Below are 17,805 nucleotides of genomic sequence, written 5' to 3'. Positions count from 1 at the left end.
GCCGGGCGGGCATCGGACTGGCAATCAAAAAGCTATAAGTAGCACAAACACGCTCTTGAGTTCTCAAACCACCACCACACCAACAAGCCGTTCAGCTTCCTCCCGGAAGAAGAACCGCCGTGTTGAGCAGCAAGAGATAAACTTACCACGAGCCGACCAAAACGCAACTCGGCCCCTCCGAAAAGACCCTCAAAACAAGCTATAACAAGCCCTCAGACGGCGTGTCGTTGCATGTCCCTTTTTAACTTTAGACGTCGCGAAGATTGGACTTCAGCGCACCGCCACGGCTTCATGCACACATTTTATTCACAAAGTGACGATCGGGTCCCAGCGCCATTGGCGTGTCGGCTTAGTCCCTTCATAGTCCTTTTGAACTCTGCTCATAGTCGGCTGTATCCAATGCGGAGTTCACCTTCCGTTCTCGACCGCCAGTCATCCACAGCCTACGAATATGAATGTTGATATAGATGTATGTTCGCGCACTATGTTGGTCTGCGAGTCATGGATTCTGTTGACGGATGGTAAGACGGGTGTATGAGCACAACAATTGCAGTACTGACCGGGGCGGGCATCTCGACCTCAGCCGGCATACCGGATTTTCGCGGGCCTGACGGGGTTTGGACCAAGCATCCCGATCAGATGAATGTCTATGACCTGGACCTGTTCATGAGCGACAAGAAGCAGCGGGAGTATTCATGGCGGTGGCAGAAGGAGTCGCCTGTCTGGAAGGCCCAGCCCGGAGTAGCCCACAAGGCACTGGCCAGGCTGGAGCAGGCAGGCATGCTGAACCTGCTGGCTACGCAGAACTTCGATGCCCTCCACGAGAAAGCCGGCAACTCCGAGGACATCATCGTCAACCTTCACGGAACCATCGGCAGCTCCCATTGCATGAAGTGCGGCCAGGCATATCGGACTGCCGACATCATGGCCAAGCTTGATCAGGAGCCCGATCCACACTGCCACAAGCCCATGCCTTACCAGGGCGACATGCCATGCAATGGCATCATCAAGACTGATGTGGTCTACTTCGGTCAGGCCCTGCCCGAGGGAGCCATGGAAAAGAGCATGAGGCTAGCCAGCCAGGCTGATCAATTCTGGGTGATCGGTTCCACCTTGGAGGTGTATCCGGCGGCCTCACTGGTGCCGGTGGCAGCCCAAGCAGGTGTGCCAATCACCATCATGAACATGGGTTCAACCCAGTATGATTCTCTGGCAACCCGACTCATCCACGAACCCATCGAAGAAGCACTGCCCAAACTCGTCGACAAAACCATCGCCGGACAGGGTTGATTCGCTGACTGCCCCGCGCAATTGCTGGAACCGCTCTGCAATCTGCAGATTTCTGATGGGTCCTGCAAGAACCTGCGGGGTCCGCTATGGCAATCCTTGCGCCGTCTTCCGTCCCACCACAGGCGGGCTCCGCCTGTACCGGTCCCCTGTCAGCGTCGTTTTGGAACACCGGCACCCCTAACAGGCGGATACTCTGCATCAGGTAGCGAACCCCTGCCCCAGAAGAAGGACAGCTAATCGACTCCGGAAGCCGAAGTCTTCCCGCCCGAGCAAAGCTCTAATGCCCTGGACATGCCCTTATCAGCACCGACGAGGACTGGGACCGGATACCAATAGGGCCCATGAAATTGGAACAGGAATAACCGCGCTCCCCCCGCCCCTCTGCATCCAACTCGCCCCCGTCCCATCTCCCCATCTATTCGCAGCACCGACAGAGTCGATTCTTTGCTCCAAAACACCCATAGCCACGCCACAATGATCAGCGGGCACCCCACTGGCTTCCAGCCATACACCCCAGCGGAGCCTCTTCATGCCCGATAGCATACTTTTAGTAGAGCCATAAGCCTAAAACGCCTTGCCCAAACAGAGCTCCGACGCTTCCGACATAGAATCTGGCTCTCAGATAGTCAGCAAGTAGATTAAACGTGTATTAGCCGAGCTCAAACTCGCCTGAAAGACATGATCACGAGTCCAAATTCATCGGGAAAAGAAATGGCCGCTTAATGGTGACCGCATCCGGCGAACTAGCTGGGCCATCATGACGCACCAGGCAGGGCGTAACTTCCTCTGACCGTAGACAATCAAGCCGGGGAGTGCCGAATATCCTGGAATGTCCTCATGCGTGGTCACCGTGGTCTGGCTGGTTCGGTTTCAGGCGTGAAGGAGGCTCGCTCTATACGCTATGGAGATGATTGTGGCGAGGCGTGCGGACGGCTTTCTGCATGCATTCCACGCCATCCCCGTCACCGACAGGTGGAGGCATTTGCTACATCGCAGATGATGGCGGTTTGCTGAATGACCCGCCATACCCAACTGTTTGGCCTGGGGATGGCGGTCTCCCGATAAAAAGAAAGGAAAACGCAGGTGAGCTATACAAGCGAGGAGCTTGATGCAATGGCTGACCGGGGCGAGCTGAAGCCCGCGCCGGGGACTGCGGTGTACAGGGATCCCGGTGCTCCGGCCCTGACGGATAAGGATTTGATGGGCATCTTCGCCGGCCGGCCCCGCGAAGAGGAGCACCGACCCGCCAACGTGGAACTACGCGTGAAAGTCACGCGACCATGAAGGCCGCTCTGACCCGCATCGCTCGGGAGGAGAACCGCATACCTCTTCGGCGCTGGTTCGCTCCGTCCTGGCGGACTTCATCCAGAAGCGGGCAGGAAAAGATAAAGGGATTTAATCTTACCGTTGCTGAGATTGATCTGCTTCCGGATGTCATTGTCTTAAAACACAAGGAGCCTATAAAACGACCCGATTATCAATGTGTAATACCAGGCAGCGTGTTATGAGTTGGCGGACATTGGTTGTGCTGCAGTGATGGTCAGGTTCGCACCGAGTTCTCATATAGCACCAAGCACAGTACGGAAGAAGGGTTTGAGGGACTTTGAATGCAGCAAAACCCACGTTAGCCTCACTCGCAGTAAGGCTAACGTGGGGTCTCCTATATAACTGTACTAGAAAACTTGAATTTTTGATTTTAGATTTTGACGGTGGATAACTTCGCTTCGCGGTCATTGGGGAGACGCTCATCGAGAAGCTGCGCGAACAGATTAAGAGCGTGGTCGGGGAACTGCAATCGCTGCTGAACGAAACGAGGAGACATGGACGAGAACCCGAACCAGGGCAACGAGGAGGACCTGAGCGCACGACTGCGCGAGACGAGGCAGGTGCTCGAGGAGCTCAGGAACTACCGGAGCGCGCAGATACAGCTCACCTCCAGCAGCCAGTTGAACCTCAAGGAGCAGTTGGAGGCGATAACCTCCACGACGGAACAGCCAACCAGATGCTGCTGACCAGCTTGCAGCGATCAGAGGACCCAGGCGACAGGCAGAACGAGGCCTCAAGGAAGGTCATCCTCTCTGGCTGCCAGGCGTTCGAGAAGAGCGTGGAGCAACCGGCCAGCAGGAACGAAACACAGCTCAGGAAGATGCACGATGGGCAGCAGCACGTGAACGAGCGGGTCTTCAGGCTGCAGGGCGAGCAGATCGGACGGATGGGCGACCGGCTCGACCGGCAGCAGATCCGCAGCTGGCTGACCGCCACTATCCCCGCCAGTGTCATCAGCAGAGGCATTCTCTGCATGATTCCGCACTGCATCCACTAAAACATCCCATGCTCGTGGTGTGGGTGTGGCCAGGCAGACTGGTCTTGGGTGTGTTGTTCGAACTCCGGCAAGGGTATTGTTCCAGGAATGGTCAGCGTCATCGTACCGGTTCGGATTCCACATCGGTACCGGTGGCATAAGAGCGGTCTCAATGCGTGAGAGGCCGGAATGGGTTTAGCTGTATTTATGGAGTAGGATAACCAGAAATAGAAGGTTTTTCACCTCATATTTGCTTTCAAAGGAGAAGACTATGGGGAAGTTCGGGAAAGTTGTTGCTTCATCAATGGCAGCTCCTGCCTTGTCGGCTGTAATGGTTCCTGTACTGCATCACCGGTGATGCGGTGAGGGCATATGCCGGCAGGACTTCTTTTTGTTTTGGGTGGGTGAGGTGATTTGCGAATTCATTGGATTGAACGGTTGACGATTTGGGCTTCCCTGATTCTCACCATGGTGGTGACGTTCGAGATGCTTATCACTATCGATCAGGAGCTTCCTGCGGGTACTGGTACCTCTTTCACCGTCGAGAGGGTTGATACCGCGACGAAGGCGGATGCTGTGCGTGCGATTGCTCAAGCTTCAAAAACTTTGGGGATCAATGTCTTCAAGATCCAACCTTCATTTCGCGACTCAATGAATTCTCGTGTTCTCGTCGCCTTTGTGGGTGACCAGAAGTCTTTTCAACGAAATGGAGGGTACGATTATCCTTCCTTTTCAACGCGTGACCAGTCAACGAAAGTAGTTTCTTATAAAGAGATTACAACCCAGGACTTGCGCGGAAGCTATGCGACCAATGCGGATAGGTCGCATATGGAACAGCTCGCCAAGGCTTTGTCACGTTCCCGGATAGTGGTTGACGAATCACAAAGCCTATGGTCACGAGGCCTCTGGATAGGTGCGACGATATATGCGTTAGGGAGGGGTGGCCTTTGGGCGGGAGTCGCCATCATCGCCATCACGTTGGTGGTTTCCACCGCGTATTCCCTGTCCAGGAACAGGAAGATACATGCGATCAAGGCGATGCACGGTTATACCAGCGTAAGGATACTCGTCGGCGAGCTGGTTTCACTGCTCGCCACGCTCGTCGTGGGATTGATGACGATTGCCTTGGTGGGATTGCCTTTCCTCTGGCTTATCAATAACTTCCACCAGATTTGGCGACTCCTTCGAGGGCTGTTTATCGCCGTGGCTGTATTGACAGCATATCTTGTCTTCCTAACGTTGGTTTTAGGCGGTGCCAGTACATTCCGCAATCGAATACCCGCCGTTCTCAACGGAGAGGGTAACGAACTCCGTGATGGCATCATCGCGGGTTTTGCCCAGTTCATGGTGGTGGCTGTTCTCTTTGGCACCATCAGCGGGTCTCTGAATAGAATCAGCGCAATACAGAGCACCAGCCGGTCCTTGGCACAATGGTCTCGCATCTCGGATCAATATGTCCTGAGGTTGTCAATCAACATCACACAGGAGGATGAGCTCCGGGCAGCGCCTCACCTGATGAAAGTGATCGAGGATCTTGGCAGCAGAGGGAAGGCGATGTTGGTCGGGTATAATAAATTTGGCTCCGATTATTACGATGATCCTTACGAACCGAACGGATCCGATTCGATGATAGTGAGCCCGAACTATCTTGACAAACAACCCATTGCCGGACTTGATGGGAAACCGGTCAGGGTGGTTGGAAAAGAGATCGGGGCTTTCACACTCCTGGTGCCTTCATCATATAAAGGGGACCCCGGAGCCTTGTTGAAGAAATATGCCGAATATTTCAAGACACAGTGCCAACTGGGTGTTACCCGGAAACAGAAACCATATTCCTGCAACCCTCACGGCGTCCTGGTCCGCACACGTTCGGACCAAGATATATCCCTCTTCTCGGGAACGCAGTTCATGCCTGCGGAAGATCAGCAGAAGCTGTCTTTGAAAGATCCAGTGGTAGCCGTCACATTCCCATCGTCAGGGTTGATCAGCCCCATGGTATACCTGTCATACACATCAAGCGATAGTGTATTGTTCTCCGATCCGGAACTCCTGCAAAGCAAGCTGGACCATTATGGAATCTCCGGATACTTCCAGGGTATTGACAACGCCAAAGACTCGGTGGCGTATACGTTGTCATTATCCAGGAACGAGCAACGCGGGGACATTATAGCCATATCGTTCGGTCTGGCCGCTGCCATGATGGCCATCCTTGTGTGCTCGGCCGCGTATTGCGCAAGACGACGCAGGCTCTCCTTCGTCCAATTCATCCATGGATACGGGTTTTTCAGAAGACATGGAAGCTTTCTTATCATGCAGAATATTGGGATGCTGCTGACCCTCATGGCAGTCGGCATTATCGGCTCGATGAACAAGGTTACGGATCTGGTGGCTGGAACACTGCTCTTCGCTGTATCCAGCCTCATCATGGCCATTACCGTATCGGTATACGAATCAAGGTTCCGTGCTGACGACATTAAACGCCCGTGAATCCACGGTGCGGAGGGAGATGCATATGACAGACGCAGGCAGGCAGCCGACATTGAAGGTCGAAGGACTTACCAAGAAATTTGCGGAACACACCTTATGGTCGAGACTGTCCTTCGACGCTGGTCCTGGTTCCATAATCGCAGTGAGCGGGCCGTCCGGTGCAGGCAAGACGACCCTGCTCAACTGCATCGGCTTGTTGGAGGACTTCAATGAAGGATCGGTCACTTACAACGAAGAGACATTCCGCTCCGGTTATTTACATAAGAGCAGGAAGGGGCAGCGAGTGTGCCTTCGCGAAAACATAGGATTTCTATTCCAGAACTATGGTCTTGTCGAACAGTGGAACGTGTCGCATAACCTGCAGATTCCCCTCAAAATGAAGAAGCGCGAGCATCGCAAGGAACGGGACGAACAAATCGGCAGAGTACTTGACATCGTCGGGATGAATGGCTCACAGAAGAAAAAGATTTACACCCTATCGGGCGGGGAACAACAGAGAATCGCCCTCGCTAGGCTCCTGCTCAAACAGCCGAATGTCATTCTTGCAGACGAACCGACCTCTGCGCTGGATCAGGACAACGCCAACGTCGTAATACGCATACTGTGCGAACTTGCCCAACAAGGCGCTGCCGTCATCATCTCAACACACAATGAGGAAATAAAGCAAATCTGTACGACAATCATCGAAATAGGCTGATATACCCACGTCCTCCTACACTCACGTCCTCCACCCGCAGACCGTGGCGACTCCGGGGAAGGGACTCCGCCTGTGATAAGACGCAAGCCAGCACAAGAATCGCCATAGAATGGCCCTTTAAGAACCAGCAAGTCCCATCAGCCAAGCCCAGCAAAGGCGTCGGCGATTCCGACTGTTCTCTCGGCGATGATCATTGTCCATCATTGTCCCCGAACATCGGATGCCAGGCACAGGCACCGGATCCAATCGGGACATAGTGCTCAGTAGTTCTGATGGACCTGGAAGCCTCGACTGCGCAAGGTATCCAGGATCTGGGTGATGTGATCGGGGCCGTTGGTCTCCACAGTCACTTCCAAGAGCACGCCGTTGTCATAGTGGCCGGAGGATTTGAACTGATCGTGGTTGAGCTCGATCACATTGGCACGCAGGTCGGCCAGGACCGTAGCCACCTTGACCAGCTGGCCAGGTACGTCGGGCAACTCCACGCCGAACTGCATGATGCGTCCGCGGGAAATCATTCCCCGCTGGATGACCGCACCCATGGTGACCGTGTCGATGTTGCCGCCCGAGATGATGGGGACGATCACATGCGGCCCCGGGGCCGACCGGAAGACCTCGGACTGCAGATCCAACTGGCCCAGCGCAGCAAGAGAGACGGCGCCAGCTGCTTCGACCACCAGTTTGTGCTTCTCCAGCATGAATAGGATCATCTCGGAGATGTCGCTTTCGGTTACCTGGACCAGATCATCCATATAGCGGCTGAGCAGGGCGTAGTTCAGATCGCCGGGACGCCTGACGGCCACGCCCTCGGCGGCCGTACGCATCTGATCCGCTGAGACCACATGACCAGCTGTCAGGGATTCACGCCAGGCCGGAGATCCGACTGGGGTGGCTCCAATGACTCTGACGTCTGGCTTGAAGGTCTTTATGGCGAGCGCAACGCCAGCACCCAGCCCGCCCCCACCCAGGGGAACCACGATATCGGTGACATCGGGTACGTCCTGAAGAATCTCCATGGCGATGGTCCCCTGACCACAGACGACCTCGTAGTCGTCAAAGGGTGGAACGAAGGTCATGCCGCGATCGCGTGCCAGACCCAAGGCGTAATCGGAACTTTCGTCGAAGACCTCGCCCTGCAGGACAACCTCGGCACCATAGGCCCGAGTGGCATCGACCTTGAGGGGCGGCGTGATCCGGGGCATGACGATGGTGGCCTTCGCGCCACGGCTGCGTGCGGCAAAAGCCACCCCCTGGGCATGATTGCCAGCGGAAGCGGTGACGATGCCGCGGTCCAGTTCGTCCTGATTCAGCGAGGCCACCTTGTTGTAGGCTCCGCGAATCTTGAAGGATCCGGTCAGCTGCAGATTCTCCGGCTTGAGCAGAACGCGATGGCCAATCCGAGCACCCAGGTCATCGGATTGCTCGATAAGGGTGTGACGGGCCACACCTTCCAGACGTTGGGCGGCTTTGCGCAGATCAGCGGCGTGATCGGCCTGAAGACAGGCGGTGATTGTTGAAGTATCCATGCTCCAAGTATGGTCGGCCGGACCCGACCAATGGGGTCAGCCGTCAACATGGTGGACACCCAAACTTATCGAAAAACCAAAACCTGCGGGCAATCGGACGTCTGGGCACCCGAAGACCGGACAAGCATGAGAGCAGACCTGAAACAACCAGGCCGATAACCAAGCCAGCCACCAGCCCGCCCGTGAACTTGACGGACTTCACGAACAGTCACCGGTGATGGCTGGGGTCACCGGTGATGGCAGTGGTCGCCTGCCTTACTTGTCGTCAGTGAGCTGGGCATGCGCCTCGTCGACCACGGTATGGTCGTCGCGGAAGTCGTGGGAGGCCACAGGCTCATTAGCGTCACGGGCCACACCGGCACCCAGGTCGGCCAGCAGCAGAGTGACCGCGGTCGGATCGTTGACCCGCAGCCGGGCCTTGGTCTGGCCGGGCCCGACCTTGATGGTCCAACCCTTGTCAGGCATGACGGCGAACATGGTCTCGTCCGTTTCATCGTCGCCCAGGGCCATTATGAAGTCGTAGTCGCCGCTGTTGACGAAGGGCAGGATGGCCTGGCCCTTACTGGTGGCCACAGGGGTGACTTCGACGACCTTGGAATTTTCCATGATCATCAGCCCCAGGCCGACCACTACTCCGCGCAGACGACGGAGCAGATCCTGGCGCTCCTGGTCGGCCACCTGGGCATCGCTCATCCGGTAGTGCCAGGCCACCGCATCCGACTTGCTCTCCACGAAGGACTGAGGAACCCTGGTGGCCGATTCATCCATGATGGGCCGGATCACCTTCTGCCAGGTATCGGAGTCGGGCAGGCCTTTCGCCCGCTGCCACTCCTCCGAGTCGCTGCCGGGCAGGTTGCGGTTCCAGGCGCCATGCTCGGCAATCAGCCCCACCGGCAGGTCGCCGAACCAATCCTGCATGATCTGATGGCTGCGGCCGGAGACCAGCAGGAAGTCCACATCGGGGTTGCTCCCCACCTGGGTCAGCAGACGGCGGAGGGCCTGGGTGGGCTTGGCCCGCTCAGGACGGCGAACCAGCGGGGTCAGTGTCCCGTCATAGTCGCACAGGACCAGACGACGATGAGCGCCGTCCCACTGACGAACGATGGCGTTGTGGTGATCCATACGCAGCCTCCTGTCTGTCATACCCGGAGCGGACACCTGCCGCAGGGAGTCGAGGAATGAGGTGCACCAGTTGGCTGCAGTGCGCACCTTGAGCCGGGCCTGCATGCGGATATTGCGCCGCTTGGACTCCTCAGGGGTGATCTCCAGGGCGTTGTGCAGGGCCTCGCAGACCATGTCGATGTCGTAGGGATTGACGATGAAGGCATCGGTCAGCTCGTCGGCCGCCCCGCACATGTCCGACAGGACCAGGGTGCCGTCGCGTCCGTCATGGCAGGCCAGGTATTCCTTGGCCACGAGGTTCATCCCGTCACGCAGGGGGGTGACCAGGGCTACATCGCCGGCCGTGTAGATGCCGCAGACAGGCTTGATGGACAGGGAGCGGGTGATGTAGTGGATGGGGGTCCAAGCCAGCAGGGAGTAGCGGCCGTTGATTTCGCCCACCAGCTGGTCCACCTGGGCCTTGAGCCGCTGATAGGACTCGACGACCTCCCGCGAGGGGGTGGCCAGCAGGTAGTAGGTGACATGGCCCACCCACTCAGGGTACTTGTCCAGCATGCGGCCGAAGGCCTGAAGCCGCTCGGGCAGACCCTTGGTGTAGTCCAGACGATCCACCGAGACGATGACCTTGTTGGACCGGCTGCCCACCGAGGAGGCCGCCTGCTTGGCCAGCGTGGACTCGGGGATGTCCTCCTTCATGTAGTGGCTCCACCAGTTGGCATCCGATGCGGCGGCTTCGTTGGCCGCCACCCCTTCAGCCGTCACCGATGTGCGATAGCGATGACGGGGGGACTTGCCGCAGACCTCGTCGATCCCTCGCCGCATGGCCCGGGCCAGGCTGGAGTGGGCGGTACGCCGGTAGAGGTTGTAATCGATGCCGATGGGGAAGGCATCGATGGCTGCTCTGTGGCCGTCAGGCATCTCGACCACGCCGTCCTGGTTGACCGGCAGTTCGGGCAGCAGCCTGTGCAGCGAGGCCAGGAAGCTGGCGGAGAAGTCCACGGTATGGAAGCCGATCAGGTTGGCGCCCAGGACGCCCTCCAGTATTTCGCGGCTCCAGGGCAGGGAGCGGAAGATCTCGGCGCTGGGGAAGGGCACGTGCAGGAACCAGCCGATGGAGGCGTCAGGATAGCGTTCGCGCAGCATCTTGGGCAGGAGCATCAGGTGGTAATCCTGGACCCAGATGGTGTCGCCCTTGCGGATGAGCGGCTCCACCACCTGTGCGAAACGCATGTTGACCTTGCGGTACATCTCCCAGTCCTCCTGGCGGAAGACGGCCTCATGCGAGAAGTCATGGAAGAGCGGCCAGAGGGTGTTGTTGGAGAAGCCGGCGTAGTATCCGTTCAGCTCCTCCTTGCTCAGGAAGATAGGTATGCACCGGCTCTCCCGGTAGGCCTGCCGGATGCCGGCCAGCTCCTTTTCCGAGTACTTCTGAGGATCGATGCCGCTCCAGCCGATCCAGAGGCTGTCCTTATGGGAACGGTGGTAGGGGCCGATGGCTGTGGCCAGTCCGCCCACGTTCTGCCGCAAGGTGTAGGAGCCGTCATCCCGTGCCTGTAGTGACATGGGCAAACGGTTGGAGACGATGATCAGACGAGACATGCAACCCGCTTTCTTTTCCCGTCCGCGCCGGAATCGTCGGGATTGACCACGGCGCGGACCCATAGCCCCGGGACCCGGGGACCCAACCGGTCCGTACAGGCCCATCAGGGCATCGCTGACTTCCACTCTAGCCGGGAAAACGTGCCGACGGCGGGGTTTTCCTCAGAGTCGGTAGACGAAACCCTCCCAGGGGGACAGGCGGCCGGTCAGCAAGGAGCTGGCAGTCTGCTCGGGCCGGTAGGTGGATATGAGGATCCGGTCGGGGTCCACCGCTCCAAGGGCCATGGAGGTGAACCCGGTCTGGTCCAGGCCCAGAAGCGCTGCGGTTTCAGGCGGCAGTGAGGCCGGGCGGCTGCTCAGGTTGACCACAACCAGCAGGCGCTGGCAGGGCAGGGCGTCCAGAACGCTGTCAGCTTCGGGTCCCGACTTGGGTTCCGGTGCCTGGTCCAGGGAACGGGTGAATGAGTAGATCTGGTCCGCATCCGGATCCAGAAGGGTGAAGTCACCGGCCGCCACGACCGGATTGGTGTGCCGCAGGCGGATCAGCTCCCGGTAGAAGGCCAGGACCGAATCCGGATCACGCTGCTCAGTCTTGGCATTGACCTTGTCCCTATTGGGGTTGACGGCCAGCCAGGGCTGCTTGGGGGCGTACGGAGCCGTGAAGCCGGCGAACCTGGTGGAATCCCACTGCATGGGGGTACGGGCATTGTCGCGGCTCATATAGGCCAGGGCGGCCATCATGGACTCCGGATCCTGCTCGTGCGCCTGGTCGACCCGCTGGTGGTAGAGGTTGATGGACTCCAGATCCTGGTATTGATTCAGGATGGTGAAGCCGGCGTTGGTCATGCCCAGCTCCTCGCCCTGATAGATGTAGGGGGTCCCCCGGTGCATGTGCAAAAGGAGCCCCAGGGCCTTGGCCGAACGCGAGCGCAGCTCCTCACTGGAGGTGTCGCCCCAGCGGGAGACGATCCTGGGCTGGTCGTGGTTGTCGAAGTAGAGGCTGGCCCATCCGGCCTTGGCCACAGCCTGCTGCTGCTCGTCCATGGCCGCCTTGAGCCGGGAGACCTGGAAGGGGCGGATGTCCCACTTGCTGTTCCCCGTGTCAACCTCGGTCTGGGTGAAGAGGAAGAGCATGTCCAGCTCGTGGCTGGCGGGGTCGGTGATCTGCCCGCTGCGCGCAGGTGCCAGGCTGGGAGCCTCCCCCACGGTCAGGTAGCCCTGCCGACCTTGGAAGACCTGGCTGCGCATCTGTCTGAGGAATTCGTCCAGCCTGGGGCCGTCCACGCAGAAGGGCACCGAGGACGAGTATCCCTCGGGTCCTACAGGACCGTCTGCGATGGCCGATCCATCCTCGCCAGGCAGACGCCCCTCGGAGTCGACGGTCTTGGAAATCATGACGATCACATCCATGCGGAACCCGTCGATACCCCGGTCCATCCACCAGTTCATCATGTCGAAGACGGCCTGCCGGACCTGGGGGTTCTCCCAGTTGAGGTCGGGCTGCTTCCTGGAGAACAGGTGCAGGTAGTATTCGCCGCGCTGCGGATCGTACTGCCAGGCGGAGCCTCCGAAGTAGGACCCCCATTGGTTGGGCTCTGCGCCCGGGGTGCCGGGTTCGTGGCCGGCCTTGGCGGGACGCCACCAGTACCAGTCGGCGTGCGGGTCCTCCCTGTTGCGGGAGGCCTGGAACCAGGCGTGTTCGTCCGAGGTGTGGTTGACCACCAGGTCCATGACCACCTTGATCCCCCGACGGTGGGCATGGTCCAGAAGCTCGTCCATATCGTCCATGGTGCCGAAGATGGGGTCGATGTCCTGGTAATCGGCGATGTCATAACCGTTGTCGTCCTGGGGGGACTTGTAGACCGGGCTCAGCCAGATCACGTCCACGCCCAGGTCGGCCAGGTAGTCCAGCCGTTGGGTGATGCCCGGCAGGTCGCCGTAGCCGTCGCCGTTGGTGTCCTGGAAGGACCGTGGATAGATCTGGTAGACCACCGCGTTGGCCCACCAGGGATTGGGGGTGGCTCCGTTGGTCCGTACCCGATCGGGCAGCTGCATGCGTTCTTTCTGGGTCATGGTCCTCCTCACGAAGATTGGATTCCTGGGACTTCCTTGTTCTGTGACCTCCACTATAGGCTGCCCTGACCGCCTGTCCTGGCGGGCTACTTGACAGCTCCTCTCATAACGCCGCTGATGACCCACTTCTGTGCGAACAAGTAGACGATCAGGATGGGCGCCAGAGCCATCAGGTAGCTGGAGAAGGCCATCGGATAGTTGGTGGCGAACTGGGAGCTGAAGACATACTGCGCCAGAGGGATGGTCTGGCTGGTCTGATCCGTCAAAACGATCAACGGCATGAGGAAATCGTTCCAGGCCCAGAGAGCCGTGGTGATGGCGATGGTCGCATTGATCGGACCCATCAGAGGGAAGATAATGGTCCAGAATATCCTCCAGGTACCTGCGCCGTCCAGGCGGGCGGCCTCCTCAAGAGCAGTAGGGATGGATCGGATGAACCCCGTGGCGATGAAGAGGTTGGTGCCCAGGCCCAACACCACGTAGAGCAGGATCAGACCGGGCACGTTGTCCAGGTGCCAGCTGCCGAACTGCTTGGCGATTGGAAGCATGACCACAGGGAAGGGGACGAACATGGCCGCGATGAAGAAGTAGTAGAGGAAGCGGAAGAAGCGCTTGTCCATATTCCTGGCCACGGCATAGGCCACGAAGGTGTTGGTCAGCAGGGTGAGTGCCACTGCGCAGACCGTGACGATGGCCGAATTCAGCGCGGCCTTGGGATAGTTGACCTTGTTCCAGGCATCGACGAAATTGTGCCACTGCCAGGAAGAGGGCAGACTGAAGGTTCCGGCTTCCGCAGGGGTCTTCAGAGCCGTGACCACGGTGAAGTAGAGCGGCACAAGAATCGTCAGGGAGAGGACAGCCACGGTGGCCGTCAGCCACCAGTTGACCCTCTTGAGGCGTGATCCCGGGAATCCCCGATGCCGCCTTCCCCCTCTTCCTGCTGATTGTGCCGATGTCTGAGGCTGCATAAGCGCTGTCTGTGCCATCTCAGATCTTCTCCCCTCTTCTGGAAATGCCCAGCTGGATGAACGCAATCACGGCCAGGACGATGAAGAACATGACCGCGTTCGCTGTCTGGTAGGCGTACTCGCCTCCGGTAAGGCCGCCCTTGTAGATGAGGTAGGTGACTGTTTCGGTCTTGGAATCTGGTCCCCCTGCGGTCAGGGCCACCACCTGATCGAAGGTGTTGAAGGCATTCTTCAGAGTCAACACCAGATTGATGGTGAAGAACGGGCCAATCAGGGGGAAGGTGACCCTCCAGAATTTCTGCCACTCGTTGGCGCCATCGATGGATGCGGCCTCATAGACCTCTGAGTCGATGGTCTGTAGACCCGCCAGATATATCAGGGTTGAATAAGCCACCGCCTGCCAGACCGAGAGGAAGACGATGGGGATCCATGCATAGTGCTCGCTGGTCAGCAGGGACTGGGAGAGCCAGCCGATGCCCAGGGCCTTGCCTAGAGCCGGCAGGGGCGTCATGAAGATGTATTTGAAGACATAGCCGATGACCAGAACCGAGAGCGTGTAGGGGATGAAATAGATGACCCGGAACCCGTTCTTGAAGGCGATCTTTCCATTCAGCGCCACCGAGATGAACAGGGCGATGAAATTGACCAACAGGGTGATCAGGATGGCGATCAACAGAGTGAACAGGTAGGCGTGGCCCACGCGGCCATCACGGAAGAGGGCGCCGTAATTCTTGAAGCCGATCCATGAGAAACGCCCGTATCCCTGGGAATTCGTAAAGGAGTAGGCCACACCCTGGAGGAAGGGCACATAGAGGAAGAGCGCAAAAATCAGAGCGGCGGGGACCGCCATCCAGTAGAAGGCGCGGTCCACCTTGCGATTGGAGAACCTTGAAGGCCGCTTTCTGGCCTTGGCTGTTACGTCAGCAGTGTGGACGCCGACGGTCTTGGATTGTGCCATGTCTGAGTCCTGACCTTTCATCATTGGAAGTTCCTTGCTTGGACCTTGTCCCATTCGTTCTGCATGGAACCGATGAAGCCATCCACATCCCCCTTGGTGACCATGGTCTGCAGATAGCCGCCGATATTGATGGAAGAGGGGATGTAATGGTCGCAGAAGTCGGCCAAGCGGTTCTGTTGGAAGAAGGGAAGAACCCCGTTCAGGGCCGGATCGCCTGCCTCCACCTTTCTGGTCGGCGTGAAGGCCGTCTGGGCCTTTGCATACGTGCGCAGCTGCCGGGGCTGCATCAGATAACGGATCAGCCGCATGGCCTCCTTGGGATGCCTGGTGTTGGCGCCCATGGTCAGCATGACGTCGTCGCCAGCCGTCAGTATCTGCTGAGAGGGGGAATCATTGGCCGGCATCTGGGCGAATCCGAGGTCCACATCCGGATCGATCATCCTGATCTGCGGTATGGCGTATGTTCCCAGGGGCAGGATCGCCACCTTGCCCTTGGCCATATTCTGAGTGCCCTGCTGGTAGGTGACGCCCTTGTCACCGGTGGAATGGCTGAAGAGCTCGACCTCGCGCCGAGCCGGCTGTGTCCACAGGGTCTTGAAATCGGTTTTTCCAGCCAGAAGATCCCTGTACCTGCTCTCAGGGACCAGGGTCCCTGCCAGAGACGCCAAGGGAGCCTGGGCGGTCCAGGAATCTGAGAGAGTGCCCTGCACAGGTTCGATGCCCTGATCCCTGAACCTGTCCATGACTGCCGTGAACTCCGACCAGGTACGCGGCGGATTGTCAGGGTCGACCCCCGCCTTTCGCCAAAGCGTCTTGTTGTATATGTACCCGCTGGCGTTGCCGGCAAAGGGCAGACCATACAGGCGCTTGGCCGAAGGATCCTTGGTCTGGACCAGATTCCTGGCTATCGACACCATGCCCGGATTGAGCTCCTTGACCAGGGGATCGTCAGTGAAATCATGGAAGACCCCGGATGCCGCGAACATGCCGAAGCTGATGTCACCGTTGAAGGTGATGACGTCGGGCACCCGGTTTTTAACCAGACGAGTGCGCAGATCCGTCTGGGCGTCGGCCGAATTGTTGATGTTCACCCGGATGTCAGGGTTCTGCTTCTCAAACCGTGCCACCATGGCCTTGAATTGGTCCGCAGCCTCGAACTTGAACTGGAAGAAGTCCAGGGTGACCACGCCTGAACCTGCCGAGCCACAGCCCGCCATGGCCACGATGGTCAACAGAGCCAGGAGTGAGGCGACTCCGTTGCGAATCCAGGTCGTCATTCGACCAAGCCCGAATCCTTCCCTACTGCCGATATCCTTCATATTTGGCTCCTTTACCATCCGCACGGGCAGCAATGACCTAGATGCTTCTGCGGACCAGCATAAGGGGCCGGGATATTTCATTCCCAGTCCCGGCGAGTTCCTTTCGTTAAGAAAGTAATTAGGATAGGCTGTTCAGTGTATGGGGTTTGTCCGTAAGGAGGCGCCGTGGCCGACAGAGACAACCAGAGACCCAACCACCACGAGACCGCCGACCGCTCAGGAGAGGCACGGCTGTTCCCATCCTGGTTCACAGCCTCCGAATACACCCACCGCATCGCCGTTGAAATCCTCCAGCACGGCCCGATCTCCAGAGTGGCTCTGGCGCGGCGATTCAACCTGACCCAGGGTGCCGTATCGCGCATCACCAACGATCTGACACACCGCGGGGTCATCAGGGAAGCCGGCACTCTACCGCAGGCAGACGAACCAGGAAGACAGGATGGCCGCAAGCATGGTCCCGGTAGCGTAGGAAGACCGCAGCAGGCCCTGGTCATCCGCCGGGAAGCCAAGACCTTCATCGGCATAAACCTTCACGGTGGCACCGCGCTGGCCACGGCGACGGACCTGGCCTGCCGACCCGTCGGCCGGTCCCACAGTCATCACATTCGGCAACGGAGCCCGGGCCAGGTCGTAAGGATGCTGTCAGACCTTACTCAGGATTGCGTGCGCGAGATCAGCCAGGCCGGGCTGCCCAGCCCTTCCGGCCTGGCCATCTGCCTGGGCGGACGGGCGGAGCGAGACAGGGTCGTCACCTACGCCCCCTTCCTGCATTGGAGCGAACCCGTCGACCTTGCGGGTGAGATGGAGAAAACATGTAATCTGCCCTGTCTGGTCTTCAATGACCTCGATGCCCTGGCCCTGTACGAAGGATGGTTTGGCGAGGGCATCGGGCTGGACCGATTCGCTCTGATCACCATGGGATCCGGCATTGGCTATGCCTTAAGCGAGCACGGCGTGCCCGTCTCCTCGCCGGATGAGGGTTTTGGGCTGATTGGCCATCAGCTGGTGGATCCGGATGGGCCGGTCTGCTATTTGGGCCATCGCGGCTGCGCCCAGTGCCTGACTACAGGTTCCCTGGCTGAACAGTACTCGCATGCCATCGGACAGGCTGCCGGCTTTGACAAGTTGGTCAAAGACCTGGAGGAGGACATGCCGCAGGCGGAGACCCTGCTCAATCTGACCGGCTATCGGCTAGGGGTGCTGATCGCCCTGGTGGCCAACGTGGCCCTCCCCGACAAGGTTCTGGTGGGCGGGGAGACTTCATATTTGATGAAGAGGTGCATCGAATCCGTACGCAAGGGCACAGCCTCATTCCGCCACAGCCAGATGGTCGAGGTCCCCGTGAAAATCATTGACGGCGACTGGCTCCGCTGGGCCCAAGCCCCCGCGGCCAGAGCAATCGCCCGGTACCTGCAGGGTCCCGAAGAGGCGGATAAGCCCGAATGAATCGGGAAACGACTGGAC

Annotated in this window: 13 protein-coding genes; 7 read left to right on the top strand and 6 right to left on the bottom strand. The window is 58.7% G+C overall.

Annotated elements, in window-relative coordinates; translation table 11 throughout:
• Positions 1–534: 534 nt before the first annotated feature.
• The 6 genes from H3V04_RS08680 to H3V04_RS08655 all read left to right on the top strand — a co-directional run bounded on the left by H3V04_RS08680 (position 535) and on the right by H3V04_RS08655 (position 6,776).
• The gene (locus H3V04_RS08680; protein ID WP_198188161.1) at positions 535–1,290 is read left to right on the top strand and encodes a Sir2 family NAD-dependent protein deacetylase; all 756 of its coding nucleotides are present in this window, start codon (positions 535–537) and stop codon (positions 1,288–1,290) included.
• A 1,083-nt stretch (positions 1,291–2,373) separates the two neighbouring features.
• On the top strand, positions 2,374–2,574 hold the full coding sequence (locus tag H3V04_RS08675; protein WP_198188160.1) for a hypothetical protein: 201 nt from the start codon (positions 2,374–2,376) through the stop codon (positions 2,572–2,574).
• 536 nt (positions 2,575–3,110) lie between these two features.
• Positions 3,111–3,302, top strand: a complete 192-nt coding sequence (locus H3V04_RS08670; RefSeq protein ID WP_198188159.1) for a hypothetical protein — start codon at positions 3,111–3,113, stop codon at positions 3,300–3,302.
• A gap of 5 nt (positions 3,303–3,307) precedes the next feature.
• Positions 3,308–3,613, top strand: coding sequence for a hypothetical protein (locus H3V04_RS08665; RefSeq protein WP_198188158.1), 306 nt, complete (start codon positions 3,308–3,310; stop codon positions 3,611–3,613).
• 417 nt (positions 3,614–4,030) lie between these two features.
• Positions 4,031–6,079 carry a bacteriocin-associated integral membrane family protein gene (locus H3V04_RS08660; protein ID WP_198188155.1) on the top strand — a complete coding sequence of 683 codons (2,049 nt, stop codon included), beginning with the start codon at positions 4,031–4,033 and terminating at the stop codon, positions 6,077–6,079.
• 25 nt (positions 6,080–6,104) lie between these two features.
• Positions 6,105–6,776 (top strand): ATP-binding cassette domain-containing protein, encoded by a 672-nt coding sequence (locus tag H3V04_RS08655; RefSeq protein ID WP_198188154.1) that lies wholly within the window; start codon positions 6,105–6,107, stop codon positions 6,774–6,776.
• Positions 6,777–7,036: 260 nt separating this feature from the next.
• On the opposite strand, the gene ilvA is transcribed toward H3V04_RS08655, so the two are convergent.
• From ilvA to H3V04_RS08625, 6 genes are all read right to left on the bottom strand, one after another.
• On the bottom strand, positions 7,037–8,302 hold the full coding sequence (gene ilvA / locus H3V04_RS08650; RefSeq protein ID WP_198188152.1) for a threonine ammonia-lyase: 1,266 nt from the start codon (positions 8,300–8,302) through the stop codon (positions 7,037–7,039).
• Positions 8,303–8,557: 255 nt separating this feature from the next.
• The gene (gene otsB, locus H3V04_RS08645; protein WP_269748882.1) at positions 8,558–11,023 is read right to left on the bottom strand and encodes a trehalose-phosphatase; all 2,466 of its coding nucleotides are present in this window, start codon (positions 11,021–11,023) and stop codon (positions 8,558–8,560) included.
• A 162-nt stretch (positions 11,024–11,185) separates the two neighbouring features.
• Complete coding sequence (locus tag H3V04_RS08640; RefSeq protein ID WP_198188149.1) at positions 11,186–13,096, bottom strand: alpha-glucosidase; 1,911 nt, start codon at positions 13,094–13,096, stop codon at positions 11,186–11,188.
• Between the two features lie 86 nt (positions 13,097–13,182).
• On the bottom strand, positions 13,183–14,082 hold the full coding sequence (locus H3V04_RS08635; RefSeq protein WP_232342662.1) for a carbohydrate ABC transporter permease: 900 nt from the start codon (positions 14,080–14,082) through the stop codon (positions 13,183–13,185).
• A gap of 1 nt (position 14,083) precedes the next feature.
• The gene (locus H3V04_RS08630; protein WP_198188172.1) at positions 14,084–15,022 is read right to left on the bottom strand and encodes a carbohydrate ABC transporter permease; all 939 of its coding nucleotides are present in this window, start codon (positions 15,020–15,022) and stop codon (positions 14,084–14,086) included.
• Positions 15,023–15,042: 20 nt separating this feature from the next.
• A complete protein-coding gene (locus H3V04_RS08625) occupies positions 15,043–16,299 on the bottom strand; it encodes an ABC transporter substrate-binding protein (protein ID WP_198188170.1) in 1,257 nt (418 codons plus the stop codon).
• Positions 16,300–16,506: 207 nt separating this feature from the next.
• Between H3V04_RS08625 and H3V04_RS10200 the strand changes: the two genes are divergently transcribed.
• Positions 16,507–17,787, top strand: a complete 1,281-nt coding sequence (locus H3V04_RS10200; RefSeq protein ID WP_198188147.1) for an ROK family transcriptional regulator — start codon at positions 16,507–16,509, stop codon at positions 17,785–17,787.
• Positions 17,788–17,805: the final 18 nt, after the last annotated feature.

This window comes from Bifidobacterium sp. M0353, assembly GCF_016100645.1.
GTDB classification, from domain to species: Bacteria; Actinomycetota; Actinomycetes; order Actinomycetales; family Bifidobacteriaceae; genus Bombiscardovia; species Bombiscardovia choladohabitans.
Note: the sequence above shows the minus strand (reverse complement) of the source record. Positions and strands in the feature narration are given on the sequence as shown.